This is a genomic window from Pseudoalteromonas sp. P1-16-1b (assembly GCF_001401785.1).
Classification (GTDB): domain Bacteria; phylum Pseudomonadota; class Gammaproteobacteria; order Enterobacterales; family Alteromonadaceae; genus Pseudoalteromonas; species Pseudoalteromonas undina.
In genome coordinates this window covers 81931-108872 of sequence record NZ_LKGQ01000014.1, presented here as the reverse complement: position 1 = coordinate 108872, position 26942 = coordinate 81931, and the positions used below count along the sequence as shown (strand labels likewise).

General features: G+C 40.9%; 28 protein-coding genes and 2 tRNA genes. 22 read left to right on the top strand and 8 right to left on the bottom strand.

The annotated features are described in order from the left end of the window. The first annotated feature begins 4 nt into the window (after positions 1-4). Positions 5-89 (top strand) — tRNA-Leu (locus AN392_RS11585). Between the two features lie 39 nt (positions 90-128). Next, a tRNA-Gln gene (locus AN392_RS11580) sits at positions 129-203 on the top strand. A 154-nt stretch (positions 204-357) separates the two neighbouring features. Here AN392_RS11580 and AN392_RS11575 read toward each other — a convergent pair. Then, the gene (locus tag AN392_RS11575) at positions 358-1539 is read right to left on the bottom strand and encodes an FAD-dependent oxidoreductase (protein WP_055012812.1); all 1182 of its coding nucleotides are present in this window, start codon (positions 1537-1539) and stop codon (positions 358-360) included. A 257-nt stretch (positions 1540-1796) separates the two neighbouring features. Here AN392_RS11575 and miaB point away from each other — a divergent pair, with 257 nt between their 5' ends. From miaB to lnt, 5 genes are read left to right on the top strand one after another with little or no spacing between them, the layout of a single operon-like run. After that, positions 1797-3242 carry a tRNA (N6-isopentenyl adenosine(37)-C2)-methylthiotransferase MiaB gene (gene miaB / locus AN392_RS11570; RefSeq protein WP_010388336.1) on the top strand — a complete coding sequence of 482 codons (1446 nt, stop codon included), beginning with the start codon at positions 1797-1799 and terminating at the stop codon, positions 3240-3242. A gap of 54 nt (positions 3243-3296) precedes the next feature. After that, positions 3297-4355 carry a PhoH family protein gene (locus AN392_RS11565; protein ID WP_010388333.1) on the top strand — a complete coding sequence of 353 codons (1059 nt, stop codon included), beginning with the start codon at positions 3297-3299 and terminating at the stop codon, positions 4353-4355. 4 nt (positions 4356-4359) lie between these two features. Beyond that, complete coding sequence (ybeY, locus tag AN392_RS11560; protein WP_010388332.1) at positions 4360-4818, top strand: rRNA maturation RNase YbeY; 459 nt, start codon at positions 4360-4362, stop codon at positions 4816-4818. Between the two features lie 22 nt (positions 4819-4840). Next, positions 4841-5725, top strand: coding sequence for a CNNM family magnesium/cobalt transport protein CorC (gene corC / locus AN392_RS11555; protein WP_010388331.1), 885 nt, complete (start codon positions 4841-4843; stop codon positions 5723-5725). Continuing rightward, positions 5706-7256 carry an apolipoprotein N-acyltransferase gene (gene lnt, locus AN392_RS11550; RefSeq protein WP_200908284.1) on the top strand — a complete coding sequence of 517 codons (1551 nt, stop codon included), beginning with the start codon at positions 5706-5708 and terminating at the stop codon, positions 7254-7256. Before corC ends, lnt begins: the two co-directional genes overlap by 20 nt. A 77-nt stretch (positions 7257-7333) precedes the next feature. Here lnt and AN392_RS11545 read toward each other — a convergent pair whose 3' ends face one another. The 3 genes from AN392_RS11545 to AN392_RS11535 are packed head-to-tail and all read right to left on the bottom strand — an operon-like array spanning position 7334 to position 8757. Then, positions 7334-7678, bottom strand: coding sequence for a 2OG-Fe(II) oxygenase (locus tag AN392_RS11545; RefSeq protein WP_055012806.1), 345 nt, complete (start codon positions 7676-7678; stop codon positions 7334-7336). Between the two features lie 33 nt (positions 7679-7711). Then, positions 7712-8164, bottom strand: coding sequence for a hypothetical protein (locus AN392_RS11540; protein WP_055012805.1), 453 nt, complete (start codon positions 8162-8164; stop codon positions 7712-7714). A gap of 17 nt (positions 8165-8181) precedes the next feature. Further along, the gene (locus AN392_RS11535; RefSeq protein WP_055012804.1) at positions 8182-8757 is read right to left on the bottom strand and encodes a hypothetical protein; all 576 of its coding nucleotides are present in this window, start codon (positions 8755-8757) and stop codon (positions 8182-8184) included. A 147-nt stretch (positions 8758-8904) separates the two neighbouring features. On the opposite strand from AN392_RS11535, the gene AN392_RS11530 reads away from it, so the two are divergent. After that, positions 8905-9429 (top strand): CIA30 family protein, encoded by a 525-nt coding sequence (locus AN392_RS11530; protein ID WP_055012803.1) that lies wholly within the window; start codon positions 8905-8907, stop codon positions 9427-9429. Positions 9430-9451: 22 nt separating this feature from the next. Here the strand turns inward: AN392_RS11530 and AN392_RS11525 are convergent, their stop codons facing one another. The 4 genes from AN392_RS11525 to AN392_RS11510 form a co-directional block, all read right to left on the bottom strand. Beyond that, positions 9452-9964 carry a hypothetical protein gene (locus tag AN392_RS11525; protein ID WP_055012802.1) on the bottom strand — a complete coding sequence of 171 codons (513 nt, stop codon included), beginning with the start codon at positions 9962-9964 and terminating at the stop codon, positions 9452-9454. Between the two features lie 139 nt (positions 9965-10103). Beyond that, a complete protein-coding gene (locus AN392_RS11520) occupies positions 10104-10580 on the bottom strand; it encodes an FKBP-type peptidyl-prolyl cis-trans isomerase (RefSeq protein WP_036982055.1) in 477 nt (158 codons plus the stop codon). Next, positions 10577-13006: a Lon protease family protein gene (locus AN392_RS11515; protein ID WP_055012811.1), complete on the bottom strand. Its 2430-nt coding sequence runs from the start codon at positions 13004-13006 to the stop codon at positions 10577-10579. The genes AN392_RS11520 and AN392_RS11515 overlap by 4 nt, the downstream gene beginning before the upstream one ends. Positions 13007-13082: 76 nt before the next feature. After that, the gene (locus tag AN392_RS11510) at positions 13083-13541 is read right to left on the bottom strand and encodes a zinc ribbon-containing protein (RefSeq protein WP_055012801.1); all 459 of its coding nucleotides are present in this window, start codon (positions 13539-13541) and stop codon (positions 13083-13085) included. A gap of 185 nt (positions 13542-13726) precedes the next feature. On the opposite strand from AN392_RS11510, the gene leuS reads away from it, so the two are divergent. From leuS to AN392_RS11440, 14 genes are all read left to right on the top strand, one after another. Next, positions 13727-16315 (top strand): leucine--tRNA ligase, encoded by a 2589-nt coding sequence (gene leuS / locus AN392_RS11505; RefSeq protein WP_055012800.1) that lies wholly within the window; start codon positions 13727-13729, stop codon positions 16313-16315. A gap of 1 nt (position 16316) precedes the next feature. Then, positions 16317-16808 carry an LPS assembly lipoprotein LptE gene (lptE, locus tag AN392_RS11500; RefSeq protein WP_010388311.1) on the top strand — a complete coding sequence of 164 codons (492 nt, stop codon included), beginning with the start codon at positions 16317-16319 and terminating at the stop codon, positions 16806-16808. Next, a complete protein-coding gene (gene holA, locus AN392_RS11495; RefSeq protein ID WP_055012799.1) occupies positions 16808-17848 on the top strand; it encodes a DNA polymerase III subunit delta in 1041 nt (346 codons plus the stop codon). The genes lptE and holA overlap by 1 nt, the downstream gene beginning before the upstream one ends. Before the next feature lie 12 nt (positions 17849-17860). Further along, positions 17861-18490: a nicotinate-nucleotide adenylyltransferase gene (gene nadD / locus AN392_RS11490; RefSeq protein WP_055012798.1), complete on the top strand. Its 630-nt coding sequence runs from the start codon at positions 17861-17863 to the stop codon at positions 18488-18490. 62 nt (positions 18491-18552) lie between these two features. Next, on the top strand, positions 18553-18870 hold the full coding sequence (gene rsfS / locus AN392_RS11485) for a ribosome silencing factor (RefSeq protein WP_010388304.1): 318 nt from the start codon (positions 18553-18555) through the stop codon (positions 18868-18870). Between the two features lie 37 nt (positions 18871-18907). Continuing rightward, positions 18908-19378: a 23S rRNA (pseudouridine(1915)-N(3))-methyltransferase RlmH gene (gene rlmH / locus AN392_RS11480; protein WP_008109455.1), complete on the top strand. Its 471-nt coding sequence runs from the start codon at positions 18908-18910 to the stop codon at positions 19376-19378. 9 nt (positions 19379-19387) lie between these two features. Next, positions 19388-21268, top strand: coding sequence for a penicillin-binding protein 2 (mrdA, locus tag AN392_RS11475; protein ID WP_010388286.1), 1881 nt, complete (start codon positions 19388-19390; stop codon positions 21266-21268). Next, positions 21265-22371: a rod shape-determining protein RodA gene (gene rodA, locus AN392_RS11470; protein ID WP_010388283.1), complete on the top strand. Its 1107-nt coding sequence runs from the start codon at positions 21265-21267 to the stop codon at positions 22369-22371. The genes mrdA and rodA overlap by 4 nt, the downstream gene beginning before the upstream one ends. After that, positions 22371-23132 (top strand): septal ring lytic transglycosylase RlpA family protein, encoded by a 762-nt coding sequence (locus AN392_RS11465; RefSeq protein WP_008109442.1) that lies wholly within the window; start codon positions 22371-22373, stop codon positions 23130-23132. The genes rodA and AN392_RS11465 overlap by 1 nt, the downstream gene beginning before the upstream one ends. Positions 23133-23186: 54 nt before the next feature. Further along, positions 23187-24347: a serine hydrolase gene (locus tag AN392_RS11460; protein WP_008468004.1), complete on the top strand. Its 1161-nt coding sequence runs from the start codon at positions 23187-23189 to the stop codon at positions 24345-24347. A 209-nt stretch (positions 24348-24556) separates the two neighbouring features. Beyond that, entirely contained in the window at positions 24557-24835 is a 279-nt protein-coding gene (ybeD, locus tag AN392_RS11455; RefSeq protein WP_008109437.1) for a DUF493 family protein YbeD, read from the top strand. 19 nt (positions 24836-24854) lie between these two features. Continuing rightward, complete coding sequence (lipB, locus tag AN392_RS11450) at positions 24855-25508, top strand: lipoyl(octanoyl) transferase LipB (protein WP_055012797.1); 654 nt, start codon at positions 24855-24857, stop codon at positions 25506-25508. Next, positions 25505-26470 (top strand): lipoyl synthase, encoded by a 966-nt coding sequence (gene lipA / locus AN392_RS11445; protein WP_008109434.1) that lies wholly within the window; start codon positions 25505-25507, stop codon positions 26468-26470. Before lipB ends, lipA begins: the two co-directional genes overlap by 4 nt. Before the next feature lie 138 nt (positions 26471-26608). Beyond that, entirely contained in the window at positions 26609-26848 is a 240-nt protein-coding gene (locus tag AN392_RS11440; protein ID WP_008109433.1) for a hypothetical protein, read from the top strand. The last annotated feature ends 94 nt before the right edge of the window (positions 26849-26942 follow it).

Genomic DNA, 26942 nt, shown 5'->3' with positions numbered 1-26942 from the left:
GTATGCGGGAGTGGCGGAATTGGTAGACGCGCTGGATTTAGGTTCCAGTATCTTAGGATGTGAGAGTTCAAGTCTCTCCTTCCGCACCATGTTCTTAAGTAGAACTAAAACTCATCCAAATTCAGAGTTGGGATATCGCCAAGCGGTAAGGCACCAGGTTTTGATCCTGGCATTCCCAGGTTCAAATCCTGGTATCCCAGCCAATTTGCACAATTCTTTGATTACACTTCACGATTTATCCTCAATTCCAATTATATAATTTATATCTTTAATTTTTTTTACCTTTATAATTTACACCACTTTTTCTTGGGCATAAAAAAAGACCCAAATTTGAGCCTTTTAATAACTATAAGTATTTTAACTAAGCTCACCGCTTATTGCGTATTTCAGCACCCAGTTTTTTACCGGCCCTGTATTATTAGCTAACTTTAAAAATGTGCTGCGCGCCCATTTTAATGGGGCTATTTGATTTGAGAAACCAAAGTAGCAAGCATCCATCATACTCATCATTAACAAATTAGCGTTACGACGACTACGCTCGTATTCTTTAAGTATTAGCGGGCACCCTACATCATCAGCTGTACGTAACACTTCAGCTAAAGCAGCTACATCTTGAAAGCCTAAATTAACACCCTGTCCTGCCAGAGGATTAATGGTGTGCGCCGCATCACCCACTAAAACGAGTCTGCCTTGTGAATAATTATTGGCATGCTGCCTTGCCAGAGGAAATATAGCATGGCTTTGTACTTCAAAATCACCAGCAAGCTTTGGAAACTTTTCAATAATATGGGCTTTTAATTCGCTAGGTTGTAGGGCTTTAAATGCTTTGAGGGTATTTGCATCGTCATACCAAATTAAATTTGCATAAGGTGCTTGCATAGGTAAAAACGCAACAGGCCCTGTAGGTGTAAACTGCTGCCATGTTTTAACTTGTTGCGGAGCATCGAGCTTTATTAACACGCCCATACAATGCTGCTGATATTGCCAACCAGTTATACCAATATTGGCTTTGCTACGTAATTGTGATTGCCCACCATCCGCTGCAATGACTAAATCAGCAGTATAGCTTTGTTCGTTGTAGTGCAAGCTAATGCTGTCAGGGTTTTGCTCTATTGCTGTTAAAGCCGATGAAGGGTTAATCATTTCAATATTATGTTGCTCAAATTGCTGCCATAAACTGGCTTGAATTAGCTTATTTTCGATTAAATGACCTAAATGGGTGGTATTAATAGCATTACAATCAAATAATAAATGATCATTACCTCGTTCAAAGGTCTCTAATTGTTCATAGGGAGCCAATCTATTTGCTCGTAGTAATGGCATTGCACCGAGCTGATCAAGCAGTTTTTCCGAAAAGCGATTAATAGCCGAAACACGTATATCAACGTCATCACTGTTAAGTACCTGTGGTGCATCTATTGGATGTTTTTCAATAACACGTACGGCTTTGCCTTGTTGCGCTAATTTAATAGCCATAGCGGCACCAACCATGCCGCCCCCTACTACAATTACATTATTTTTAGCCATGTTTTTCATCATTTTAATTCTGACTTTACTCTGCTTAGATTGTATCGTAATTAGTTTGCTCAGTGTGAGCGCTTCGCTTAATTCTATTATTAAACCCATACTATATTGATTTCAGATCACAAACATGAAATCTATACTTGGTTTTGAGCGTGTATCCAGCTAAAATACGCGTCCTTTAAGTCGAGCGAAATTTTAATAATTCCGCCACTTATACCTGTTTCTAGCACATATTTGTGCCACTATCGAATTGAACACGAGGCTATATTTCAATGAGCAAAAAGCTGCATATTAAAACCTGGGGTTGTCAGATGAACGAATACGACTCTCAGAAAATGGCTGATCTTCTAGATGCTACCAACGGCTATCAGCTAACTGAAGAAGCTGCTGATGCTGATGTTATCTTACTTAACACCTGTTCAATTCGTGAAAAAGCGCAAGAAAAAGTATTTCACCAACTAGGTCGTTGGAAGTTATTAAAAGATGACAAACCAGACCTTATTATTGGTGTAGGCGGCTGTGTTGCATCACAAGAAGGTGATTCAATTCGCCAACGTGCTCCGTTTGTAGATGTTATTTTTGGTCCACAAACTTTGCACCGTTTACCTGAGATGATTAAACAAGTACAAGGCGATAAAGGTTCATCTGTAGTTGATATTTCATTCCCTGAGATTGAAAAATTTGACCGCTTACCTGAACCTAAAGCGGAAGGTCCTTCTGCGTTTGTATCAATTATGGAAGGTTGTTCTAAATACTGTACTTTCTGTGTTGTGCCTTACACCCGTGGTGAAGAAGTAAGCCGCCCTGTTGATGATGTATTATTAGAAGTTGCACAGTTAGCCGAGCAAGGCGTACGTGAAGTTAACCTATTAGGTCAAAACGTAAATGCATACCGTGGTGATACACACGATGGTGAAATTTGCTATTTCTCAGATCTAATTCGCTTAGTGGCTGCAATTGACGGGATTGACCGTATTCGTTATACCACCTCACACCCTGTAGAGTTTACACCAGACATTATTGATGCGTACGCTGATGTGCCTGAGCTGGTTGATCATTTACACCTTCCAGTACAAAGTGGCTCAGACCGTGTTTTAAATTTAATGAAACGCGGCCATACTGCTCTTGAGTACAAATCAACAATTCGTAAGTTACGTAAAATTCGCCCTAACCTAAGCATGTCGTCAGATTTCATCATAGGTTTCCCAGGTGAAAGCAAGGCCGATTTTGAAGCTACCATGAACCTTATCAACGATATTGGTTTTGATATGAGCTTTAGCTTTATTTACAGCGCACGCCCAGGTACACCAGCAGCCGATTTGCCAGATGACGTAACCGAGCAAGAGAAAAAAGAACGCCTGTACTTATTGCAAAATCGTATTACGCAAATGGCACAGCAAATTAGCCGCCAAATGTTTGATACTGAGCAACGTATTTTAGTTGAAGGTCCTTCTAAGAAGAACCCGATGGAACTACGTGGCCGAACTGAAAATAACCGTGTAGTTAACTTTGTTGGCCCACACACAGTGATCGGTCAGTTTGTTGATGTACGTATTACCGAAGCGTTACCAAACTCTTTACGTGGCGATTTAATTCGTACAGAATCAGAAATGAACTTACGCCGCGAAATTGCGCCTTCTGCTATTTTAACCAAAGCAGCGAGTGAGCAAAAAACCGAGACAGCTAACGAAATTGGCGTTGCTACTTTCGTACCTTAGTTGCAAAAATTCATTGCGCCAGTTAACGCTGGCGCACTGTAATAGGAAGTAATTTTGAGTAATCAGTTAAAAACATTAGAGATTTATTTAGAACCTGCCGACAACAAACGCCTTTCTTCATTATGTGGCCCGTTTGACGAAAACATCAAACAAATTGAACGCCGTCTAGGTGTTGAAATTATTCATCGTGATAACTTTTTTAAAGTAACCGGTAAACTACACAGTAGCGCCGGCGCGGTAGAGATCTTAAAAAACCTTTATATTGATACTCAACCTGTACGTGGGGAAATTGGCGAAATTGAGCCTGACAACGTACATTTAGCCATCACTGAGTCTAAAGCGCTTGAGCAAGATGTTGCACACAGTGCTTATGGCAAAGAAATGATGATTAAAACCCGTCGTGGCGTTATTAAACCGCGAAACGATAACCAAGGCTTGTATGTTGCTAATATTTTGCACCACGACATTACCTTTGGTATTGGCCCTGCAGGTACAGGTAAAACCTATCTTGCTGTTGCAGCGGCAGTTGATGCACTAGAGCGCCAAGAAATACGCCGTATATTGCTCACTCGCCCTGCGGTTGAAGCGGGTGAAAAACTCGGCTTTTTACCGGGTGACTTAAGCCAAAAAATAGACCCTTACTTACGCCCACTTTACGATGCCTTATTTGAAATGCTTGGCTTTGAGCGTGTTGAAAAACTGATTGAAAAAAACATCATTGAAATTGCGCCATTGGCTTACATGCGTGGGCGCACACTTAATGATGCGTTTATTATTTTAGATGAAAGCCAAAATACCACTACAGAGCAAATGAAAATGTTCTTAACCCGTATTGGTTTTAATTCTAAAGCAGTGATCACCGGCGATATAACCCAAGTTGATTTACCTCGGGGTGCGCGCTCAGGTCTTCGCCATGCTATTGAAGTGTTAGATGGCGTTGATGAAATTAGCTTTAACTTTTTCAAATCGCACGATGTGGTACGCCACCCTGTAGTAGCCCGCATTGTAGAAGCGTATGAGCGCAACGATGAGCGTGAACGCCTTAAGCGATTAGAGAAACAACAAGCCAAAGAAGCGCTTGCCGCTCAAGAGCAACCTGCTACTAAAGAGTAATACCGTGAAAACAGAACTTGATTTACAAATAGCGTGTGAGTTTGACAACTTACCCAGCCTTGAGCAGTTTGCCATGTGGGCCGATAAAGTACTTAGCCAATATCGTGATGAGTCTGAGCTGACCATTGTCATCAGCGATGAAGAACAGTCGCAACAGCTCAATAATGACTACCGAGGTAAAAATAAGCCTACCAACGTATTATCATTTGAATTTGAAGCGCCACCGGGTATTGATATCCCACTTGTGGGTGACTTAATTATTTGTCCTGCCATTGTTTTGGCTGAGGCGCAAGAGCAAGAAAAGTCATTTCATGACCACTTTGCTCATATGGTTATTCATGGATGCTTGCATTTACTTGGATTTGACCATATAAAGAGTGAAGACGCGTTAGAGATGGAAAGCATAGAAAAGCAATTACTTGCTGAACTAAACATAGCAGACCCATATCGGGACGATATTTAAATAAACGGAGCAATTAGACGTAATGAGCGACGATAACTCGCAATCTAGCCAGGGTTCTTCTGGCAAAACTTGGCTGGGTCGTATAACCCAGATGTTGCAAGGGGAACCCCAGAATAGAGAAGAGCTGGTTGAGGTAATTGCCGATGCCCAAGAGCGGGATGTAATCGATCCTGAAACCAAAGAAATGATTGAAGGTGTGCTTGGCGTGTCTGAGCTCAAAGTGCGAGATATTATGATCCCGCGCTCACAAATGGTCACTTTGGAAATTGATAGCCCGCTTGAAGAGCACATACCTATGATGGTTGACTCTACCCACTCTCGTTTTCCGGTAGTGTGTGAAGATAAAGACCATGTAGAAGGGATTTTACTCGCAAAAGACTTATTACCCCTCATTTTAAATAAAGATGAGCATTTACCATCGCTACGTGACTATTTGCGCCCTGCCATGGTAGTGCCTGAAAGTAAACGGGTGGATACCCTGCTTAATGAATTTCGTCAGCAACGCTACCATATGGCGATTGTAATTGATGAATACGGCGGTGTATCGGGTTTAGTAACCATTGAAGATATTCTTGAGATCATTGTAGGCGAAATCGAAGATGAGCACGATGAAGAAGAAGAACAACAAGATATTCGTCAACTGGCTAAGCATGTTTACGTTGTGCAGGCACTGACCCCTGTAGATGACTTTAACGAGCATTTTAAATCAGGTTATAGCTCGCAAGACGCCGATACTATTGGTGGTACCGTGTTACACGCCTTTGGCCATATGCCGAGCCGTGGCGAAACCATCGATATAGAAGGATTTCAGTTTAAAGTAACCAATTCTGATAATCGTCGAATATTGCAACTGCAAGTCACCATTCCTAAGGCTGATGATAACGACAGTGAAGAAACTGCTAACTAGTCTCACCCTACTAGCAAAAGATAAAAAAGCATGGCTCGCACTGGTTGCGGGCCTTGTTTTAACTTTTAGCTACGCGCCTTTTGGTATTTGGCCGATTGTATTTTTTAGCATAGGCTCGCTATTTTTTTGTATTCCTGCAAACCTTAATGGAAAAGTACATGCTAAAACCGCCGCTAAATATGGCTTTATATTTGGTCTAGGCTGGTTTGGTGCAGGTATAAGTTGGGTACATGTTTCTATCGCCACCTTTGGCGGTATGCCACTGGTCGCCTCAATTGCATTAATGACACTGCTTTGTAGCTACCTTGCGTTATTTCCTGCGCTGGCGCTGTGGGCAACTACTCGCTTTTCAAACGGCTCTATAAGTTTTGCAGCGCTATTACTCCCTTGTTTTGCTATTAGTGAATATTTGCGTGCCAACCTGTTAACTGGTTTTCCTTGGTTAAGCTTTGGTTATACACAAACCGATAGCCCTCTGAATGCCCTTGCTCCTTTAATTGGTGAATTTGGGCTCACGCTATTATGTATTGCCATTGGCTTTGCATTGTACAGCTTAGCGCAAAAACAATTTAAAATGCCTGTTGTTACCGCTGCTGTGGTTTTGCTTGTCTTCGCAGGCGCACACTTTACAAAGGTAACCCATTACTCCGATAAAGACCTCTCTGTGCTGCTTGTACAAGGTAATATAAAACAACACTTGCGCTTTGACCCCAGTGAGTTTTGGACCACCATGAGTAAGTATCAGGATATGACGCGCCGTCACTGGGATGCCGATTTAATTGTGTGGCCTGAAGCTGCAGTGCCTGAAATAGAAGCGCTTGCCGATTCGTATTTAGCAGGCTTAGACAGTGCCGCCTCATTTAATAAAACCGCATTAGTGACCGGTATTGTCGATTACCAACGCGACACTAAAACCATTTTCAATACCCTGATTGTGGTCGGTAACAAAGAGCAAAGTGATGAACACGGCCACTATCGTTACTTAGATAGTAACCGCTATCAAAAGCATCAATTACTGCCGATTGGAGAGTTTGTTCCCTTTGAAGACATACTCCGCCCCATCGCTCCGTTATTTGATTTGCCTATGTCATCGTTCTCGCGCGGTGATAAAGTGCAAAATAACTTACGTGCGAATAGCTTTAATTTACTGCCCGCTATTTGCTACGAAATAGTATTTGCCGATTTAGTGCGTGGCAATTATAAAAGCGACTCAGACATATTATTCACGGTGAGTAATGATGCTTGGTTTGGTGATTCAATCGGCCCTCACCAGCATATGCAAATTGCCCGCATGCGCGCCCTTGAACTACAACGTCCACTAATACGTGTTACCAACAACGGTATAAGTGGCGTATACGACCCCATAAGCCAAACACGCCAAACTATGCCACAGTTTGAAGCTACCACACTTAAAGCCAATATAAAGCTAATACAAGGGGATAGCGTGTATAGCCAATACGGCAATGGATTTGTATGGGGGTTTATATTGTTATTGGGTATGATTGGATTTGGGGTTAGGTTTAAGAAGTAAACTATAGCTGATAACTTTTAGTTGTCAGCTATCAGTAAGAGAAAGGTTGCTCTGGTATCTAACCAACCTTCGCAAATCTATTTTTTAATCCAGCCTATGCTTAAAATATAACGACTGCCCTTTTCTATTTTTGATACTTGGTGCTGTTCTATATCAGGCCTGAACAGCTTAACTCGGTGGTAATTTATAATTGGGTTGTCACAAATAAACTCACCACCCTTGGCGGCATGTTTTAATATAATATTGAGCCTAAAGTGCCGACCAGTTTTAACGTTATCGGTATGCGGTTTTATTTCACTCCCTTGTGGAAATTTAATCAAATAGACATCAAACTTAAAAGGAGCAAAAATACGACAGAGTAGCATCTTGTCGTAACCTGATCTTTGTCGCCCACGCTCCCAACTAAATAGCTTATTTAGCATCTACATTTAACTCTAAAAAAATTGAATACATACCTAGAACCACTTAATTTTAAGCTTTGTCGAGTGAACTTTACTTGCTTGTGATCTAAATAAATTGCATTTAATGTCAACATAGCTAACTTCGCTAGGTTCTAAAAAGCTGTCTGTGCTTTTGCCTACACAATTACCAATAAACTTGCCACTTTCATCAAATGTAGAAGCAATAACGGTTCCCGTATAAATGCTCTCGTTAGTAATATTTTTTAATTCAGCTGCGATTCTTACTTGACCATTTTCTTTGTATATTTCAGAAAGAGTTAGTTTATAATCATTATTAATTTCATCACTTGTTTCTAATGCTTTATTAGAAACCATTGTTTTAAATCCACTCTCAACATCAGCGGCGATTGTCAGGGCGAATGCACTAATACCGCCGAGTATAGCTATTACAAACCCGATGCCCCAAAAAAAACCTTTTATGCTCTCATTAAAATTATTGCTTTTCATTTAATTCCCTTTCGTTTTTACCATTGTATTTCGTTAACAAGATAGCCAAAGTAACTTTTTTCGCCGACTAAGTTCACTTTTGTATTTTTAAGTTTTAAAAGCTTGTGCTTATCTAAATACCACCTGATGGTGTGCTGTTTGTTTGTAGATATATCTGCAAAGAGTAAACGAACGCAATTCGGCTCATAATCGCTATAACAAGCTTCAGACTCAACTAAGATATATTCTTCAGACCAATAATCGCCTAAATGATAATGCGCCCATAGTTGAATCGGCGCACAAATGACAGCCCAAAGATATGCATACAGCAAAATAGGTATCATAATGATACTTAAATATTTAAGGATAACCCCTTCTTGATCAAAGTGAGTATTAAACTCTTCTTTTGCATTTGGCGTTTTTATTAAATGAAATAGAAAGGCACACACTAAAGAAATAGTAATAAAGCCTAAAACCCAAGAACTTAAAAAGTCATAAAAACGGTTAGGGATAAAGGAGGGGTCGATTGAAGTGTACCACTCATAAATACCAACAGGGCCGAGCATCATAACAATAAATGCTATGATAATGAGAATCACAGGCTTTTTTGTCATATAAATTAATATCCTTATATTTTATAACGTCTTTAATTTGGTCAGTATTTTAATCAAGGATTACCTTATCCCAGTATTAAAATAATCAAGTGAACAATTATTACATCAAAACGTATTACTGTTAATAATGGTTTTAAGGAATTACTCATGACCACCAAACAACTCTCATCACTTTTTGTGTTTAACTTACTGTTTGCCACCACCGAGGCAAACGCCAATGCTCGCTGGGATGTGGTTAATGATTCGGTGATGGGTGGCATTTCTAATAGTCAGGTTTTGTATGAAAACGACAATTTAGTGTTTACAGGCAACGTATCGCTTGCAAACAATGGAGGGTTTGCTTCTATCCGTACGCTATTAGATGTAAAAAACCAAAACATTACTAAAATAGTGCTGCGTGTTAAGGGCGATGGTCAAACCTACCAATTACGTTTAAGAACTAATGAGTACATGGATGGGGCGGCTTATACACATTCGTTCAGTACCACGAAAAGTGAGTGGCTTAATATTGAGTTTTTACCTGAAGATTTTCAGCTTACTTTTCGCGGCCGTTTACTTGAACAACAGCCTACAATTAGCTTCAAAGAGATAAAGCAGCTTGGCTTTATGATTGCTGGTAAGCAGGCGGGGGAATTTAGGTTTGAGGTAGAAAAAATTGAGTTTAAAAACTAACTTCTCTGCGTACATTACAAGGTTAAACAGTGAAGTCGTCGCCTCGCCTTTTCATTTCGTTGATTACTAGCTCAATAATTTGTTGTTTTATTGCTGCCTGCTGAGACTTTACCTCACTAAGTTGCAGCTGCAATCTATTTATCTCTTCTTGTTGTTGCTCGGTTTTATACTTTTTAGCCCCGATATGCTCAGCATCCATAGTCAACTGATAGACCTCTTCAGCTGGCCCATATTGGCTATTATCAATGGTTAAACTCCGTTGTACCGTACTCTGCTTAAGCTTATTTACTTGTTCTTGTAATGCAACTACTTGCTGGGTGAAATATTTATATGCCTTTTCTAAATTTTGATATTGCTCAGCAAATGTTGCGTTATCTTCGCTGTATTTTTGAACCTTCGTATCTAAAAACTCTGATAAAACATAGTCAGGTTGTTCTTGTGATTCATCATCTTTAGGTTGCGGCTCTGTTTCTACTAAAGCCTGATTGTTATAATTAGATGCTTGATATTGAATTGAGGCGGTTGAAATCTTCATTATTTTATCCCTAAAATAAACTTGTCACTATTTTAGGTATCGACTGATATTTTAAATTCTTGAGTAGGATTGGCTAATGAGAGCAAATAAAAAGCCCTACTTGATTAAGGTAAGGCTTAAAGTGTTTTTTTCTTTAAAATTACGACTCAATAGCCAGTAATTCCACTTCAAAAATAAGCAATGATGCAGGAGGAATACTCCCTACTCGCTTTTCACCATAGGCGAGCTGATGCGGTATATAAAACTGAAATTTATCGCCCGGGCTCATCAGTTGTAGGCCTTCTGTCCAACCTTTTATAACTTGGTGCAAACCAAAGCTAATCGGAGTTTTGCGCTCCACTGAGCTGTCAAATACAGTGCCGTCGATTAAAGTGCCATGATAATGCACTTTAACCATACTCGTTGGGCTAGGTGTATTTTCGCTCTGTCCTTTATGGATTATTTTATATTGCAAGCCAGATGCGGTTTCATTTACGCCTTCAGTTTTTGCATTGGCAATTAAATAATCACTTTCAATCTGTGCGTTTGCGATTGCTTGCTGTTTGGCTTTTTTACTGTTTTTAAAAATTAAAACGCAAAAAATAGCGATAACAATCAGTAAAATTATATTGATCATAACTCCCCTTTTTCATCTTCTGAGTCGTGGTCTTTTTCGTCGCTGTTATCGCCATTAACAATATCAGCAATGTCTTTTAATCGCGCTAATGCGATGCCATTAACCGAATCTTCTGGGTAGTGTTCATCAACCATGTCACCCGCTTCGATATCCATTAATAAGTTTAGTGCTTGGTCAACGGTTTCCACAGCATAAATATTAAACTTACCTAACTCAACGGCATTGAGTATTTCGTCATCAAGCACCAAATTAACTTGGTTCGATTTAGGAATAATAACCCCTTGCTCACCCGTTAAGCCGCGCATTTTACATAGCTTAAAGAAGCCTTCTATTTTCTCGTTTACACCACCAATGGCCTGCACATCACCATGTTGGTTAATTGAACCAGTTAGTGCAATAGACTGACTGATAGGTAAGCTCGTAATGGCCGAAATGAGCGCACAAAGTTCAGCAAGAGAGGCGCTATCACCATCTATGTAGCCATAACTTTGTTCAATAGCGATATTCGCACTGAGTGTTAAGCTAAAGTGTTGCGCGTATTTGTTACCTAAATACCCGGTAAGCAGCATTACCCCTTTTGAGTGAATTGCTTTACCCAACTCAGCTTCGCGTTCCACATCAATTACGCCGTCAGCGCCGGCATAAACGGTAGCAGTAATACGTGCAGGTGTGCCAAATGAGGTGTCACCAATGTGCAGTACCGTTAAACCATTTACTTTACCTACGGCTTGGCCTTCAGTAGCTATTAAAGTATGCCCTTCCTTTATATCGCTGAGCATGTTTTCGCTAATTTGCCCCGTACGGTACTGCTTGCCTTGTATAGCTTCGTCAATATGGCGTGCATCAATCACCGTAAGCTTGTCTTGCTTAGCGTAAAAACTAGCCTCAGCCACAAGCTCTAACACATCAGCAAAACGTGCTGATAACTTATTATGGTGCTCTGCTTGGCGATAACTAAATTTAAGTAATCGCACCATTGCGGCTTCGTTTAACGTGCACTTTAATGTTTGCTCGCAGTAATCACTGACTTTAGTAATAAACTGATACTGCAGCTTATCGCTACTTGGTAAGTAATAATCAAAATCGGCAAGTACTCTAAATAACTCAGCAAATTCCTCGTCGTATTCACCGATGGTGTAATAAAGTTCACGTGAGCCAAGTAAAATAATTTTCACATCAAGCGGAATTAACTGCGGTCGAAGCGTAAAGCTACTACCAACGACACTGTCTTGATAAGGTAAGTCATTTTTAATTTGATGGGTTTTTAGCGACAGCTTTAGCCCATCCCACACTTGGGGTTGAGCCATTACTTTTTCAGCATCCATAATTAAATAGCCGCCATTGGCGCGGTGCAATGCACCTGGCTGAATTGAGCGATAGCTGGTAATTAACGACCCTTGCGATGTGGCGTATTCAATTTTGCCAAAAATATTACCAAAAGTTGGGTTTGGCTCGTAAACAACCGGTGCTGCATCGCCTTCTTTGTATTCAACTAAAATATTAGGTGCAAAAAAGTCGGTAAGCATACCTTTACGGTCAAAGTCTTCTTTGTTTTCTTCGCTTTCACCTTCATCATCAAGCCATTCAAGCACGGCATCAATAATTTCTACGCGTATATCTTTTAAATAACGCAGTACACCAATATGGCTGGCATATTTATGTTCTAAATCTTTTAATAATGGTTTAGTGGCTTGCTCAGCAGTAGATTTTTTAAGGTTGCGGAGCTTTTCTTTAGATTCACGTTTCCAGCGCGGTAACTCAATAAGCGCTTCAATGAGGGCATCTTCTAATTTTTCTATACGCTCAAAAAACATTTCGCGTAAATCATCTTCCAAATCAGAAAATTCATTATCGGTAAGTTGCTTGCCATCAATCAGCGGTGCAAAGCCGACTACGCCTTTTTCTTCAATTAGTGCCACACTTTGCTCAAGCGCGGCTATTTCTACCGCGGTAATTGCACCGTCGTAAGCATCGTTAAACTCACGGTCTATCGATTTTTTCTTGCGCTGATAGGCTGGGTTATCAAATGCAGCAGGAAAAGTGTCGAGTACTTCATCAATAAATGAGTCAATATCATCGGCTAGTTGTTTGCTTTGCCCTGCATGCATAAATAAGGCAATAGGCTCACGGTGATCGTCGTAGTTATTAACATATAACCATTCATGCGGTGTTGTGCGCTCTTTAGCGTGTTGTTTTAATTTGTCTTTTACTAAAGTAAAACGCCCGTGTGCCGCCTCTCCCATTACATAAACATTATAACCGGGTAGGTCCATTCCTAAAGAAAAGTCCAATGCACTTTGCGCACGTTGTTGGCCTATAAAGGTAAGTTGCTCAGGGTATGGATTACTCATACAAGTGTTTACATGGCTCGATGAAATACTCGGTGCAAGATTTGATACGGGTAGTGGCAGCAGTTTTTTCGTCATTCTAACTTCTTTTTTTACCAGCTTAATTGCTAGATTTGGGCATATTGAGTGGCCTACAGCCACTCAATACTTATATTTAGGGTTGTAAAGCCTGGCGGCTAAAATAGATGCCATCACACTGCGTGCAAGGAATAATTTGCGTTGCATGGTAAACATCATAACTATGGTTGCAATTCTTACATACTAATGTGCCCATGGCTATCCATTCACCTGCGTGATAAACACCATTATGCTTAAAATCTTCACTTAATGACTGCCATTCAAGCTGTGTTTTGTCTTCAATGTGAGAAAGCTCAAACCACAATGACTCTTTAAGCTCCTGCCATGCAAGCGAATTATAGTAGCTATTATTTTCTTGTAGGTGAGAAATGTCACGCATTAAGTAATTACGATAAAGCTGGTATTTTTCTTCACCTAAATCTTTAAGTGCCTGCTCAGATTCAATAAATCGCTTTACTGCGGCTTTAACTTCATGCTCTTTCACATCTTTTAACCAATCGGTTAATCCACTAAGCCATGCTCTGTAATCTGCCATTTTATACTCCTTGAAAACGTCTACTGATTTACTCTATACCATAGATAAGTATAGGTTAACCTGTACTGAAAACTAATTTACTCGCAAATTTACAAAAAGCGCCGCTTTGACGCTGTGAATAGCGCTTTATTTGGGGTATCCTATCGACAATTTTTTATTAGTATGCAAGAAGTTTGGAAACGTAAATGCAAGAGCAATATAACCCACAAGACATAGAGTCAAAAGTCCAACGCTACTGGGAAGAAAACCAAGTATTTAAAGCCACAGAAGATGAGAGCAAAGAAAAATACTATTGCCTCTCAATGTTTCCCTACCCAAGTGGTCGACTGCATATGGGTCATGTGCGTAACTATACCATTGGTGACGTGGTTTCTCGCTTCCAGCGCTTGCAAGGCAAAAACGTAATGCAGCCTATGGGTTGGGATGCGTTTGGTTTACCTGCAGAAAACGCGGCTATTAAAAATAAAACAGCTCCTGCAAAGTGGACTTACGAAAATATTGACTACATGCGTAACCAACTTAAGCAATTAGGTTTTGGTTACGATTGGGATCGCGAGATTGCGACTTGCCACCCAGAATATTACAAATGGGAACAATGGTTTTTCACTAAGCTTTACGAAAAAGGCCTAGTGTACAAAAAAATGTCAACGGTTAACTGGGATCCGGTCGATCAAACTGTACTAGCTAACGAGCAAGTAATTGACGGCCGCGGTTGGCGCTCAGGTGCGGTAGTGGAACAAAAAGAAATTCCACAGTGGTTTATTAAAATTACCGACTACGCACAAGAGCTATTAGACGATTTAGACAAATTAGAAGACTGGCCTGAACAAGTTAAAACCATGCAGCGCAACTGGATTGGTCGTTCTGAAGGCTTAGACATAGAATTTACGCGTACCGATAACAACGAAAAATTTAGCGTATACACAACACGCCCAGATACATTTATGGGCGTAACATACCTAGCTGTTGCCGGTGGCCACCCTATTGCACAAGAAGCGGCTAAAAATAGCGACGCGATTGCAATGTTTGTTGAAGAATGCAAAAACACCAAAGTTGCTGAAGCAGACATGGCAACTATGGAGAAAAAAGGTATTGCAACAGGCTTTTACGCCACTCACCCATTAACGGGCGAGCAACTACCAATTTGGGTTGCTAACTTTGTATTAATGCATTACGGCTCAGGTGCAGTAATGGCAGTACCTGCGCACGACCAACGTGACTTTGAATTTGCAACAGCTTACGGCCTCGATATTAAACAAGTTATTGCGCCAGTTGAAGGCTCTGAGCTTGAAGTAAACCTAGCCCAAGAAGCATTCACCGAAAAAGGGGTATTAGTAAACTCAGGTGAATTTGATGGCCTTGATTTTGAAAACGCCTTTAACGCTGTTGCCGACAAGCTAGAAGCATTAAGTGTGGGAGAGCGTAAAGTAAACTTCCGTCTACGCGATTGGGGTGTAAGCCGTCAGCGTTACTGGGGTTCGCCAATTCCAATGCTGAGTGATGAGAATGGTAATGAGCTTGCTGCCACTGAAGATATGCTACCAGTGCGTTTACCAGAAGATGTGGTAATGAATGGCGTTACCTCACCAATTAAAGCTGACCCAGAATGGGCTAAAACAACTGTAAATGGTGTACCTGCCACTCATGAAACTGATACTTTTGACACCTTTATGGAGTCATCATGGTATTACGCTCGCTACTGTAGCCCGCGCCATGACGAAGGCATGTTAGATCCAGCGGCAGCTAACTATTGGTTACCAGTAAACCAATACATTGGTGGTATTGAGCACGCAATTTTACACTTATTGTACTCGCGCTTTTTCCATAAATTACTACGTGACTTTGGTTTAGTAAATTCAGACGAGCCATTTGACCGCTTACTTTGTCAAGGTATGGTACTTGCCGAAACATTTTATCGTAAAGATGAAAAAGGCGGCGATGTATGGATTTCGCCAAGTGATGTAAATACCGAAACCGACGACAAAGGCCGTGTAACCAAGGCATGGCACAAAGAAGATGGTGAACCTGTATTCTCATCTGGCATGAGTAAAATGTCTAAGTCTAAAAACAACGGTATAGACCCACAAGAAGTAATTGCCCAATACGGTGCAGATACCGTGCGTTTATTCATGATGTTTACTGCACCACCGGAGCAAACACTTGAATGGTCAGACTCAGGGGTTGAAGGCGCACACCGCTTCTTAAAGCGTGTATGGAAATACGCGGTAGATGTTAAAACGGTTGGCTTCCAAGCACTTGATAAATCGTCGCTTACTAACCCACAAAAAGTACTTCGCCGTGAGCTACATAAAGCCATTGCAAAAGTGAGCGATGATGTTGAACGTCGTCAAACATTCAACACTGCGATTGCCGCAATCATGGAGCTGTCTAATAAGTTATTAAAAGCGCCATTAAACGACACTCAAGATGTTGCCATTGCTAACGAGGCATTAGAAGCATTACTTATTATGCTAGCACCAATAACACCGCATTTATCGCATCAGTTATGGCAAGAGCTAGGTAAAGAAGGTGATATTTTAGATGCAGCATGGCCAAAAGTTGACGAATCTGCCCTAGTTGAAGATGAAAAACTAATCATCGTACAAGTAAATGGTAAATTACGTGCAAAACTAACGGTTGCAGCTGATGCAACGCAAGAGCAAGTAGAAGCACTCGCGTTTGCAGAATCTAACGTCACTAAATTTACTGATGGTGCAACAATCCGCAAGGTAATTTATGTACCAGGTAAATTGCTTAACGTGGTAGCTAACTAATATGGCTACTTTAAATGCCATTAAAAACGGACTAGCCTTAGTGCTAGTCTGTTTTTTGTTATCGAGCTGTGGCTTTCACCTTAAAAAAGCATCAAGCCTACCCAATGATTTAAAACAGCTAACCTTGGTGGGTGATGATCAAAAATCAGCGTTGTTTAGCTATTTGCAAACAGAACTGGCTATGAGCGATGTCACTTTAGTCCCTGCGAGTAAACAGTCTGCGCAACTTTATTTATTTAAAGAGCAGCTAGAGCGCCAAACCTTGTCGTTGTTTCAAAACGGACAAGTAGCTGAATATGAACTGGCATACAGTGTGAGTTATGTTGTAAAACGCCCAAAACAAGAAGCCATTGAAAAACGTTTTGAGCTTTACCGTAATTACCAAGATGATCCTGACAACGCACTAGCTAAAGCAAAAGAGCTTGAACTGCTGATCAGCGAAATTCGCCAGCAAGCGAGTCGTCGAATTGTTAGAGAGTTGTCGCAACTATAATGCGTTGTTATGCAAATCAGCTGCCTAGCGAATTAAAAAAGGGGTTAAAACCTTTTTATTTGGTTTTTGGTGAAGAGCCTTTTCAAGAAGCGCAATGTGTACAGCTCATACGCGACAGCGCAAAAGCGCAAGGTTTTGATGAAGTAATTAAATTCACTTTAGCCCAAGGCTTTGATTGGCAAGAAATCATTGCGCAATACCAAAGTATGTCGTTATTTAGTGCGCGTACAATTATTGAGCTTGATTTAAACCAGCAAAAACCTGGTACACCCGGCGCAAACACCTTTAAAAAAGTTGTTGAACTTGAAAACCCTGACACCATTTTAATTGTTAAAGGCGCCAAAGCAAGCCAAGATGTGCAACGCGGTGCGTGGTTTAAAGCACTCGATAAGCAAGGGTTATTTGTACCCTGCTATCCGCTTAGTGGTAATCACTTAAAACGTTGGCTTGATGAACAATGCCAACGCTTGTCACTTAATTTACAAAACGAGGCTAAGCTCAGTTTAATTAATGCCACTGAAGGCAATTTACTGGCCTGTTTCCAAGAGCTTGAAAAGCTGTCGCTAATACATGGTGACGCTCTCATTACTCAGCAACTGGTAATGCAAGGGCTACTAAACCAATCTAAATTCGATATTTTTGATTTAAGTGATGCCCTGTTAAACGGCCATACTTCACAAGCAATAAAAGTATTAAATAAGCTTGCCAGTGATAACACTGAAGTAGTGAGTATTTTGTGGGCCATCAATAAAGATTTAAATACCTTAATAGGTGTACAACAAGGGTTACTGCAGGGTGAGTCATTAGCGACCCTGTTTAAGCAAAAAGCGATTTGGAAAAATCAGCAAGTGCCGGTACAAACAGCGATAAACAGACTAAATATTCACACCCTTGAAAGTATTAGCAGTGAACTGGCATTATTTGATGCAAGCTACAAACAAGGTGTATTGATTGCACCCTATCAAGCATTAGCACATATTTGTATTAAATTTTGCCAACCACTCGATATTCCACTGCCGTGCCATACTAACCGTCAGTAAAGGAAAAATATCATGATTGCAATTTTTGGTGGCACTTTTGATCCTGTTCATTTGGGGCACCTTAATATGGCGCAGCAATGCGTTGCGACCTTTAAATTACACTCACTTTATTTTATGCCCTGTGCAATACCCGCACACAAAGCGGCACCGGGGATCAGCACCGAGCATCGTATTGAAATGCTTAAAACCGCAATTAAACCATATTCGCAGTTTAAGCTTGATTTACGAGAACTAAAACGCAGCGGCCCGTCGTATTCTTTATTAAGCTTGCAAGAGCTAAGAGCAGAAAATCCCGATACCCCGATTCTATTTTTGATTGGAATGGACTCATTCAACAACCTTGATAAATGGTATCAGTGGCAAACAATAACGAGTCTATGCCATATAGTGGTGTATCAACGCCCAGGTCAAAACTGTGATGTACAAGGTGAACTTAAAAACTACAAACAGCAGGCTATGAGCAACGATATTTCACTACTGAACGAAAAAAATGGCGGACACCTTTACTTTTTAGAAGGTAAGCAACTGGATGCTGCATCCAGCACTATCCGTCAAGCTCTTAAAAAAAGTATTAAAAAGAGTGAACTATTACCCGACACCGTGAGTCACTATATTGAGCAGCACCAGCTTTATCAAGAGTGATTGGTATAAACCCCTCAGCGTGTTAAAATAACCGCTATTAAATTTTAAATTGAGACAAAACCTTGGATTCGAAACAACTACTCGCTTTTGCACTAGACAAAATTGACGATATGAAAGCACGTGATGTGATTCAACTTGACGTAACTGGCACTTCAGACGTAACCGATTACATGATTGTATGTTCAGGCACATCAAGACGTCATGTATTGTCAATTGCTGATAACTTAGCAAAAGAAGCTCGTCACGCTGGTGAAGAGCCATTAGGCTACGAAGGCCAAAGCGATGGCGAATGGGCATTAGTTGATTTAGGTGATGTGATTGTTCACGTTATGCAAGATCAAGCACGTAGCTATTACGATCTAGAAAAGCTTTGGGGCTAATAGCTCCCTATTTTAGACAACGCTTGGAAGTAACGTCGTGAAAATACAAATGATTGCTGTTGGTACAAAAATGCCAGCATGGGTAGAAACAGGTTTTGCAGAATATCAGCGCCGCTTTCCCAAAGATATGGCACTGGAACTAATCGAAATACCTGCAGGTAAACGTGGCAAAAACGCAGATATAAAGCGTATTTTACACACCGAAGGTGAAAAAACCTTAGCCGCTATACCTAAAGGCAATCGTATTGTCACACTAGAAGTAACCGGTAAAGCACTGGATACTCACCAGCTAGCGAAAAACATGGAAAAGTGGCAACTTGATGGTCGCGATGTCAGTTTACTGATTGGCGGACCAGAAGGCTTAGCTCCCGAGTGTATTGCGGCCTCTGAGCAAAAATGGTCGTTATCAAATTTAACGCTCCCACACCCTTTAGTACGCATTATTGTTGCTGAAAGCCTTTACAGAGGCTGGAGCTTAAATAACAACCACCCTTATCATCGCGAGTAGTTTCTTGCCATGCTAAAACGAAGACCCACTATTCGCGACCACTCAGCAGAAGCTAATTTATTTGCTCGGCGTGCATTTGTGGGTTTTATTTTTATCTTAGCCTTAGTAGCCATATTATTGTCTAACTTATACACCATTCAAGTTGACGACCACCAAGATTACCAAACTCGCTCTAACGACAACCGCATAAAAGTAATCCCTATTGCACCTAATCGCGGACTTATTTACGACCGCAACGGTGTTTTACTGGCCGAAAATAAGCCCGTTTATAACCTTGAAGTGATCCCCGAAGAAGTTGATGATTTAACCGCCTCTTTGAAGTCTATCAGCAAAATCATTGAAATAACCGAGCAACAACAAGCTGATTTTCTTGATGATATAAAACATACTCGACGTTTTAAAAGCCAAGTCCTCAAAGCCCGTTTAAATGAAAACGAAGTAGCGATGTTTTCAGTAAACCAACATAAATTTCCAGGGTTTAGCATTGAAGCGCGCCTAGCGAGATATTATCCCTTTGGCGATACTTTAACCCATGCATTAGGCTATGTTGCAAAGCTCAATAGAAAAGAATTAAATAAGCTTGAACAACAAGATGAAGCCACAAACTACCGAGCCACGCATGATATTGGTAAACTGGGTATCGAAAAGTATTACGAGCCTTTACTACATGGACAAGTCGGCTCACAGCGGGTTGAAGTAAACAACCGTGGCCGTATTATTCGCACCTTAAACATGGATCCACCGCAGCCGGGTGACGACTTAGTACTTACTCTCGACATTGGTTTACAACAAATAGCCCAACATGCACTTAAAGATATGCGCGGCGCTATTGTGGTAATGGATGCAAAAGATGGCGGCGTTTTAGCGCTTTATTCAAACCCTAGTTATGACCCCAACTTATTTGTGCACGGTATTAGCAGTAAAGATTACAAAGCCTTACTCAACCCTGATCGTCCACTGATCAACCGTACCACTCAAGGACGCTATGCACCCGCATCAACTATTAAGCCGCACATGGCTATTTTGGCATTAGAAGAAAACATAGTGCAAGAAACCACCACCATGTGGGATCCAGGTTTTTTTCAAATACCAAACGTAGAGCATAGATGGCGAGATTGGCGACGTTGGGGCCATGGCCATGTTGATGTTTACAAAGCAATAGAAGAGTCATGCGATACCTACTTTTACGATGCAGCGTATCGCATGGGGATCACCAAAATAAGTAATTTTATGGCCCGTTTTGGTTTTGGTGAGTTATCCGGTATTGATATTCATGAAGAAACAACCGCTATTTTACCCTCAAAAGAGTGGAAAGAAGATCGTTTTAAAGAGTCGTGGTGGCGTGGCGATACTATTTCTGTAGGAATTGGCCAAGGTTATTGGACTGCCACCCCCATTCAAATAGCGAATGCCACTAATATTTTAGTTAACAGAGGGATAAATCACCCTCCTCATTTAGTGCAAGTTGCTAAAAAAGAAGATCAAATTACTCAGCTCAATAATGAAGAAAAGCCACCTGTTGTACTCAATAATGAAGATAACTGGCGCATCGCGATTGATGCCATGCATAACACCGTTAAAAAAACCACCGGAACTGCCCATCGTGCGTTTAAAGGCGCTACCTACGATCCAGCAGGTAAAACCGGTACAGCCCAAGTAGTCAGTATTGCTCAAGGCGAGCGTTACGACGCCGATGCACTTAAAGAGCGCCAACGTGATAACGCCATTTACGTCGGTTTTGCCCCCTACAACAACCCACAAATAGTAGTCTCTATTGTGGTAGAAAATACCGGTGGCGGAAGCTCAGTAGGTGCGCCGATTGCCCGTCAATTAATGGATTATTATTTTGCAGCTAACCCAATTCAATCCTCAGGGAGTAAAGTACCATGACGGCTTTACATAATAAGCGCTCTATTTGGCTACGCCTGCATATCGACTTGCCACTTTTAATTGCTTTATTACTGATGATGGCTGGCAGCATCACTATCGTTTATAGTGCCTCTGGCCAAGACTCGGCTATGATGATCCGCCATGTAACCCGCATGGCAGGTGCAATTATTGGAATGTTTGTTTTAGCGCAAATCCCCCCCGCTACGTTAAAACGCTTAGTCATTCCCATGTATTGCCTAGGGTTACTCATGCTAGTTGGAGTACTACTATTTGGTGTAAGCTCTAAAGGCGCTCAACGCTGGTTAGATTTAGGTATTACCCGCTTTCAACCCTCAGAGCTGATGAAATTAGCGGTTCCTATGATGGTGGCTTGGTACATTGGTCGTAACCACTTACCACCGCGTCCACTTCATTTAATTATTGGCTTTGCCATTGTAATGTTGCCCACCTTACTTATTAAGGAACAGCCCGATTTAGGCACCTCAATTTTGATTGCCAGTTCGGGGGTGTTTGTATTGTTTTTATCTGGCTTGAGTTGGCGTTTAATTGGCTTTTTAAGCTCAGTTGTTGCTTTGGCAGCGTGGCCATTTTGGCACTATGGTATGCACGATTATCAAAAGCAAAGAGTACTGACCTTTTTAGATCCTGAGAGCGATCCGCTTGGTTCTGGCTATCATATTATTCAATCAAAAATTGCTATTGGCTCAGGCGGTATCGAAGGCAAAGGCTGGTTGCAAGGCACACAATCACAACTGGAATTTTTACCTGAACGACATACCGATTTTATTTTTTCTGTACTGAGTGAAGAGTTTGGTTTATTTGGTGTGTGTATTTTACTTAGCCTGTACTTATTCATCATTGGCCGTGGATTATTTATTGCAGTTAATGCACAAGAAGCTTTTGGCAAGTTACTCGCAGGCTCTCTGACACTCACATTTTTCGTTTATATTTTTGTAAACATTGGTATGGTCTCGGGTTTATTACCTGTTGTAGGTGTTCCCTTACCATTAATTAGTTATGGCGGCACCTCAATGGTGACCTTGATGGCTGCATTTGGCATTATTATGTCGATTGCCACAGATAAAAGGATGCTCTTAAAATAATGCGCCTTTATAAACAACTTATAATTATTACACTCGTTAGCCTCTTTTTAAGTGCATGTAGCAGTTCAAATAGCCGTTACAGCATGCGCCATGATGCAGCGCCTCTTCGAGCACCAACTGAATTAGAAATGCAAGATGCTATTGTCACTAAAGTTATAAAAAGCGCGAGCACCACACGCCCTTACGAAGTGTTGGGCAAACGTTATACCCCTATGCTCGATGAAACAGGTTATTCAGAAACGGGCATTGCCTCATGGTATGGCCGAAAATTTCATGGTTATCACACCTCTAACGGCGAAATTTACGATATGTTCGCTATGACGGCAGCTCACAAAACCTTGCCCTTACCGAGTTTTGTGCGCGTAACAAATACAGCCAATGGCCAATCTGTTATAGTACGGGTTAACGATCGCGGGCCTTTTCATGACGATAGAATCATTGATCTTTCTTATGCTGCAGCCTATAAACTTGGCTATCATAAATACGGTACAGCACAGGTTAAGCTTGAAGCGATTACCCTTGCAGATACCCATGCACGAAAAACCTATGTTCAAGTAGCTGCAGGTAGTACGTTAGCCAACATAGAAGCATTGGCACACACACTACGAGAGCAATATAAATTACCAACAAATATCGTCGAAAAAGACGGTATTTATAGATTGCACTTAGGGCCGATAAAAGATGCCCAACACGCGCAACAAGTACTTAAAACATTAAAACAAAATCAATTTCAAAACGCGTTCTTGCTTTACACTCAGTAAGCCCTTTAGAATAGGGAGAATGCATATTTTTAACTTTAACCATTAATGAGTATGATGAAATCTATTAAACATAAAATTCTTACTGGTGTTTGCGGCTTAGTCTGTTCTGCCGCCGTCTTTTCAGCCACCGCACAAATTATTCCAGCCCCTCCTCAAGTTAATGCTAAAGGTTACTTTTTGGTGGACTTCACCACAGGTAAAGTGATTGCAGAAGGTGAAGCTGATACAAAACTTGCTCCTGCTAGCTTAACTAAAATGATGACTAGTTATGTAATTGGTACAGAAATAAATGCAGGTAATATCGCACCCACCGATATGGTAACTATCAGTGAAAAAGCGTGGGCAAAAAACTTTCCTGAATCATCTAAAATGTTCATTGAAGTGGGTAAGCAAGTAAGTGTAGATGAACTTAATCACGGTATTATTGTGCAATCAGGTAATGATGCCTGTGTTGCCATGGCTGAGCATATTGCAGGCAGCGAAAGTGCCTTTGCAGATTTAATGAATGCCCATGCTGAAAAGATAGGCATGACAAATACTCACTTTATTAATAGTCACGGTCTTGATACAGACGAGCACTACACAACGCCACGCGATATGGCCACACTTGGTGCAGCCTTGATCAGAGATGTGCCGGACGAATATGCACTATATAAAGAAAAGTCATTTACATACAATGGTATAAAGCAATATAACCGTAACTCGTTGTTATGGGATGAAAGCTTAGATGTTGATGGTATTAAAACAGGCCATACATCTGATGCGGGTTACAGCTTAGTCACCTCGGCAACGAAAAACGACATGCGTTTAATTGCGGTAGTTATGGGTACTTCAAGTGAGCGTGCGCGTAAAGTTGAAAGTAAAAAACTGCTTAACTACGGTTTCCGCTTTTTTGAAACAATTACGCCTTACAAAGCTGGCGATAGTTTTGCAGAGCAACGCATCTGGATGGGTAACAAAGAGAATGTCTCTTTAGGTATTTTAGAAGACACCCCTATTACAATCCCTCGTGGCCAACATAAAAACCTGAAAGCAAACTTTGAGCTTGACGATACGCTTGAAGCACCTTTAGCTAAAGGCACTAAAGTAGGCACGCTGTTTTTACAACTTGAAGGCGAAGATATTGCACAATATCCGCTAGTTACGCTTGAAGAAATTCAAGAAGGTAGCTTCTTCAGCAAAATATATGACTACTTACGCTTACAAATAATGTAAGCACGAGTAAAGTAATATGAACGCCTCTTCTGTGAGGCGTTTTTTTTTGCTTGAAAAGTGCTAGAATGCGCCCCATATATACCAATCGTATTGAATGACTATCGTTGGCTTAGGTCAAAAGTAACATCATTTCAAGATTGTCATTAGCCTGTCAGTTTTAAGCTTAACGTATAAGTTGAGCCAACACTTTTGTTTGAGGAGTTCCCGTCGTGGTTGAACCTGTTAAAAACACTAAATTTGATGAGTACCTAGAGTACCCTTGCCCGTTTACATTTAAAATTATGGGTCTAGCAAACGTAAACTTAACTGATCAAATTTTAGAAAAGTTACAACCTATCGCTCCGGGTGATTATGCGCCAAAAGTAAAACCGAGCAGTAAAGGTAACTATGAGTCAGTCACTTTAGTAGCCACAGTAACAAGCGGCAAACACATTGAAGAAATTTACAACGTGATCAGCAATATCGATGACGTGCGCCATATGCTTTAAGCTATAGTTGAGATTTGTTGTGAGCGAAAACACCCTAATCGTACGCCAACTGGGTCGTCAGCGTTACATGCCGATTTGGCAAAAAATGCAAGACTTTACCGACACCCGTGATGAAAATACGCCAGATGAAATTTGGTTAGTAGAGCATGAAAGTGTATTTACCCAAGGCCAAGCCGGTAAAGATGAGCACTTACTCGCCCCAGGTGACATTGAAGTGATTAAAGTTGACCGCGGTGGACAGGTTACTTACCACGGCCCTGGTCAGCAAATGATGTATGTATTATTTAATTTACGTCGTTTAAAAATTGGGGTGCGAGAGCTAGTTACTTGGCTTGAAGAGTGCATCATTGAGTCCCTTGCAGAGTTCGCCATAGATGCATACGCGAAAGCGGATGCCCCTGGTGTTTACGTTAACGACAGTAAAATTGCCTCTTTAGGTTTACGAGTTCGTCGTGGCTGCTCATTTCATGGCTTGGCATTAAATGTTAATATGGATCTAAGTCCATTTTTACGCATCAACCCATGTGGTTATGCGGGCATGAATATGGTGCAAACTAAAGAACTAAATGGCCCTCAAGACCTTGAAGCTGCAGGTGAAGGGCTGGTAAAACACATGATCAAGAAGCTTAATGCAACACAGGTTAAGCATACTGAAGGGTTTGAAAACGAATGAATAAACCAGTCAAAATGGAACCAGGTGTAAAACTACGCGACGCAGAAAAAATGGCGTTGATCCCCGTTAAAGTTTTACCAACAGAAAAAACCGAAATGCTCCGTAAGCCAGAGTGGCTTAAAATTCGCTTACCTAAGTCAACCGAGCGGATTGACGGCATAAAACAAGCAATGCGTAAGCATGGCCTTCACTCTGTATGTGAAGAAGCTTCGTGTCCTAACTTATCAGAGTGTTTTAACCACGGTACAGCGACCTTTATGATTTTAGGAGCTATTTGTACACGTCGTTGTCCATTCTGTGACGTTGCACATGGTCGCCCATTAAAACCTGATGCCGCTGAGCCTGAAAAGCTGGCACTTACCATTAAAGACATGAAGTTAAGCTATGTGGTTATTACTTCTGTAGACCGCGATGATTTACGTGACGGTGGTGCTCAGCACTTTGCTGATTGTATCCGCGAAATTCGTAAGCATAACCCAGAAATTACCATTGAGATTTTAGTGCCCGATTTTCGTGGCCGTATGGACAGAGCTTTAGAAATTTTAATTGAAACGCCGCCAGATGTATTTAATCACAACCTAGAAACGGCGCCACGTTTATACAAACTTGCGCGCCCAGGTGCTGACTATAAATGGTCTCTTGAATTATTACGTCGCTTTAAAGAAGCCCACCCTGAGGTTAAAACAAAATCAGGCTTAATGGTTGGCCTTGGTGAAGAAATTAGCGAAATCGAGGAAGTACTTCGCGATTTACGTGCTCATAACGTTGATATGCTTACTGTAGGGCAATACCTACAACCGTCTAAGCATCACTTACCCGTTAAGCGTTACGTGCCACCAGCTGAATTTGACGCATTAAAAGAATATGCTGATGAAATTGGCTTTACACACGCCGCTTCAGGCCCGTTTGTACGTTCAAGCTATCATGCAGATCAACAAGCAGCGGGTAAAGAAGTAAAGTAATCTCTCGCAATGTATAAAAAACCGCCATTAGGCGGTTTTTTGTTTTTTAATAGTTATTTTTACTGTTTATAAAATAACGTTAGGTTAAAGCAAGGTTACTTGAGATAATTATGCTTGAACCCATTATTTAGGTTATATATGAAATTATTAGTTCGTAACTTATCACGTGCCACTACTGAGCATGAACTTCGTACGTTATTTACGGCTCACGGTAAAGTGACCACCTGTAACTTGGTACTCGATAAAGAAACAGGCCAATCTAAAGGCTTTGCCTTTGTAGAAATGCCTAATGACATTGAAGTTAAAGGCGCAATTAAAGCGCTTAATCAAACCACAGTAGACAAAAGCAAAATCCGTGTAAAACTAGCGGATGCTTAATAAGTAAAAAATTGAGATGTTGGAAGTTAACACATACTTTCAATGTTTAACCTCAATTTATATTGCTCAAAGTTTTAGTTATGACGCTTTGAGC

Bases quoted from the DNA above. Each gene is read 5' to 3' on its own strand.
- AN392_RS11575 (WP_055012812.1), bottom strand. From the start codon at position 1,539: ATGATGAAAAACATGGCTAAAAATAATGTAATTGTAGTAGGGGGCGGC.
- miaB (WP_010388336.1), top strand. From the start codon at position 1,797: ATGAGCAAAAAGCTGCATATTAAAACCTGGGGTTGTCAGATGAACGAA.
- corC (WP_010388331.1), top strand. From the start codon at position 4,841: ATGAGCGACGATAACTCGCAATCTAGCCAGGGTTCTTCTGGCAAAACT.
- AN392_RS11545 (WP_055012806.1), bottom strand. From the start codon at position 7,678: ATGCTAAATAAGCTATTTAGTTGGGAGCGTGGGCGACAAAGATCAGGT.
- AN392_RS11540 (WP_055012805.1), bottom strand. From the start codon at position 8,164: ATGAAAAGCAATAATTTTAATGAGAGCATAAAAGGTTTTTTTTGGGGC.
- AN392_RS11535 (WP_055012804.1), bottom strand. From the start codon at position 8,757: ATGACAAAAAAGCCTGTGATTCTCATTATCATAGCATTTATTGTTATG.
- AN392_RS11530 (WP_055012803.1), top strand. From the start codon at position 8,905: ATGACCACCAAACAACTCTCATCACTTTTTGTGTTTAACTTACTGTTT.
- AN392_RS11525 (WP_055012802.1), bottom strand. From the start codon at position 9,964: ATGAAGATTTCAACCGCCTCAATTCAATATCAAGCATCTAATTATAAC.
- AN392_RS11520 (WP_036982055.1), bottom strand. From the start codon at position 10,580: ATGATCAATATAATTTTACTGATTGTTATCGCTATTTTTTGCGTTTTA.
- AN392_RS11515 (WP_055012811.1), bottom strand. From the start codon at position 13,006: ATGACGAAAAAACTGCTGCCACTACCCGTATCAAATCTTGCACCGAGT.
- AN392_RS11510 (WP_055012801.1), bottom strand. From the start codon at position 13,541: ATGGCAGATTACAGAGCATGGCTTAGTGGATTAACCGATTGGTTAAAA.
- leuS (WP_055012800.1), top strand. From the start codon at position 13,727: ATGCAAGAGCAATATAACCCACAAGACATAGAGTCAAAAGTCCAACGC.
- lptE (WP_010388311.1), top strand. From the start codon at position 16,317: ATGGCTACTTTAAATGCCATTAAAAACGGACTAGCCTTAGTGCTAGTC.
- holA (WP_055012799.1), top strand. From the start codon at position 16,808: ATGCGTTGTTATGCAAATCAGCTGCCTAGCGAATTAAAAAAGGGGTTA.
- nadD (WP_055012798.1), top strand. From the start codon at position 17,861: ATGATTGCAATTTTTGGTGGCACTTTTGATCCTGTTCATTTGGGGCAC.
- mrdA (WP_010388286.1), top strand. From the start codon at position 19,388: ATGCTAAAACGAAGACCCACTATTCGCGACCACTCAGCAGAAGCTAAT.
- rodA (WP_010388283.1), top strand. From the start codon at position 21,265: ATGACGGCTTTACATAATAAGCGCTCTATTTGGCTACGCCTGCATATC.
- AN392_RS11465 (WP_008109442.1), top strand. From the start codon at position 22,371: ATGCGCCTTTATAAACAACTTATAATTATTACACTCGTTAGCCTCTTT.
- AN392_RS11460 (WP_008468004.1), top strand. From the start codon at position 23,187: ATGAAATCTATTAAACATAAAATTCTTACTGGTGTTTGCGGCTTAGTC.
- lipA (WP_008109434.1), top strand. From the start codon at position 25,505: ATGAATAAACCAGTCAAAATGGAACCAGGTGTAAAACTACGCGACGCA.
- AN392_RS11440 (WP_008109433.1), top strand. From the start codon at position 26,609: ATGAAATTATTAGTTCGTAACTTATCACGTGCCACTACTGAGCATGAA.